The organism is Brevundimonas sp. GW456-12-10-14-LB3 (assembly GCF_059424365.1).
The window spans coordinates 1-2,314 of the sequence record NZ_JBWKZJ010000078.1 but is presented as its reverse complement, the minus strand read 5'-3'; the positions used below and the strand labels follow the sequence as shown (position 1 = coordinate 2,314).

The 2,314-nt window shown below is 70.9% G+C and carries 3 protein-coding genes; all 3 read left to right on the top strand.

Going from position 1 to position 2,314, the window contains the following annotated elements; genetic code table 11:
• The first annotated feature begins 158 nt into the window (after positions 1 to 158).
• Genes hisH through hisF form a run of 3 tightly spaced genes read left to right on the top strand, consistent with a single transcriptional unit; the run spans position 159 to position 2,265 of the window.
• Positions 159 to 773, top strand: a complete 615-nt coding sequence (gene hisH, locus AC07XS_RS15820; RefSeq protein ID WP_182715210.1) for an imidazole glycerol phosphate synthase subunit HisH — start codon at positions 159 to 161, stop codon at positions 771 to 773.
• Positions 767 to 1,501: a 1-(5-phosphoribosyl)-5-[(5-phosphoribosylamino)methylideneamino]imidazole-4-carboxamide isomerase gene (gene hisA / locus AC07XS_RS15815; RefSeq protein ID WP_182715211.1), complete on the top strand. Its 735-nt coding sequence runs from the start codon at positions 767 to 769 to the stop codon at positions 1,499 to 1,501. The genes hisH and hisA overlap by 7 nt, the downstream gene beginning before the upstream one ends.
• The gene (gene hisF, locus AC07XS_RS15810) at positions 1,498 to 2,265 is read left to right on the top strand and encodes an imidazole glycerol phosphate synthase subunit HisF (protein WP_182715212.1); all 768 of its coding nucleotides are present in this window, start codon (positions 1,498 to 1,500) and stop codon (positions 2,263 to 2,265) included. Before hisA ends, hisF begins: the two co-directional genes overlap by 4 nt.
• Positions 2,266 to 2,314 lie beyond the last annotated feature (49 nt).

Sequence of the window (2,314 nt, the reverse complement as noted above, 5' to 3'; positions counted from 1 at the left end):
CCCCCCCCCCCCCCCCCCCCCCCCCCCCCCCCCCCCCCCCCCCCCCCCCCCCCCCCCCCCCGGCCCGCGCGCCGGCGCCTCACGTTCCACACCTCGAGCGTCCTCGCCCCCTCCACCACGCTACGCGCGGTCCCCCTCCCCCAACGGGGGAGGATCAAATGACCGAGGTCGCCGTCATCGCCTACGGCGCCGGCAACGTCGCCTCGGTCCAGTTCGCCCTGGAACGTCTCGGCGCCACTGTGCGCCTGACCGACGATCCCGCCGTGATCACAGACGCCGAACGGGTCATCCTGCCCGGCGTCGGGGCGGCCGGCTACGCCATGAGCCGCCTGTCCGAACTGGGCCTGGTCGAACCGATCCGCGCCTTCCCCCGTCCCCTGCTGGGCGTCTGCCTGGGCCAGCAACTTCTGTTCGAAACCAGCCAGGAGGGCGAAGGCGTCGATCTGCTGGGCTTCATCCCCGGCGCCGTGTCCCGGCTGGAGCCGGCCGGCGGCCTGCCCGTGCCGCATATGGGCTGGAGCCGGCTGACGCGCGACCGTGAGGATCCGCTGCTGGAGGGGGTCGCCGACGGCGCCTACGCCTATTTCGTCCACGGCTATGTCTGTCCCGACGGCCCCGCCACCCTGGCCCGCGCCGACTACGGCGGCCCCGTGCCCGCCATAGTCCGCACCGCCAACCGCTGGGGCTGCCAGTTCCACCCCGAACGCTCGGCCGAGGCCGGGGCGACGATTCTCAGGAACTTCCTGAGCCTGCCCGAGAATCCATCATGCTGATCTACCCCGCCATCGACCTGAAGGACGGCGTCTGCGTGCGCCTGATGCACGGCAAGTTCGACCAGGTGACGCAGTATGACGAACAGCCCGCCGCCCGCCTCAGCGCCTTCGCGGCCGAGGGCGCCGAGTGGATTCACATCGTCGATCTGGACGGGGCCGAGGCGGGCGAGGCGCGCCAGCACGCCCTGATCGGCGAACTGGCCCAGGCCCTCGAGATCAAGATCCAGTCCGGCGGCGGCGTCCGCAGCGCCAATGATGTGGCCAAGCTGCTGGAGGCCGGGGTCTCCCGCGTCGTCGTCGGCTCCCTGGCGGTGACCCAGCCCAATGACGTCGCCGCCTGGCTCAAGGGTTTCGGCCCCGAACGCATCACCCTGGCCCTGGACGTCAAGATCGAGGACGGCGTGCCCGTCCCCGCCCTGAAGGGCTGGACCCAGTCTTCCGAAACGACCCTGTGGGAGGCGCTGGATCGCTATCCCAAGGGCACGGCCAAACACCTGCTGGTCACAGACGTCGGCCGCGACGGGGCCCTGACCGGCCCCAATCTGGAGCTGCTGGCCGAAATCCGCCGCCGTCGCCCCGATGTCGTCCTTCAGGCGTCCGGCGGCATCTCGTCTCTGGACGATCTCGTCGCGGTCAAGGCCCTGGGCTGCAACGGCGCCATCGTCGGCCGCGCCCTGTACGAGAACCGCTTCACCCTGCCGCAAGCCATAGCGGCGGCCACGGCATGACCGCGCGCCGTATCGTCCCCTGTCTGGACGTCAAGGACGGCCGGGTGGTCAAGGGCGTCAAGTTCGTCGGCCACACCGACATGGGCGACGCCGCTGAACTGGCCGCCCGCTACCGCGACGCCGGCGCCGACGAACTGGTCTTCTACGACATCACCGCCAGCCCCGAGGGCCGGACCCTGGACTACGGCTGGATCAAGGACATCGCCCGGCTGCTGGACATCCCCTTCTGCGTCGCCGGCGGCATCCGCAGCGTCGATCAAGCGGCCCGCTGCCTTGATCACGGGGCGGACAAGGTGTCGATCAACTCCCCCGCCCTGGAGCGTCCCGAACTGATCGCCGAAATGGCCGAGCGGCTGGGCGGGCAATGCGTCGTCGTCGGCGTCGACAGCCGGTTCGAGGACGGCGACTGGGTGGTCCACAAATACACCGGCGATCCCGACGCCCGCCGCCGCGCCGGCAAACGCACCCTGGACTGGCTGGACGAGGCCCAGAGCCTGGGCGCCGGCGAGATCGTTCTGAACTGCATCGACCAGGACGGAGTTCGACGCGGTTATGACGTCGAACAGCTGTCCGCCGCCCGCGCGCGCCTGACCATCCCCCTGATCGCCTCGGGCGGCGCCGGCGCGCCCGAACATTTCCGCGACGTCTTCAATCAGGCCGACGTCTCCGGCGCCCTGGCCGCCAGCGTCTTCCACACCGGCGCCATCGCCATCCCGGACCTGAAGGCCTATCTGGCGGGCGAAGGCCTGGAGATGAGATTGTGACCCGATCCCCGCAATCCTCCCCCCTTGGGGGAGGGGGACCGCGAAGCGG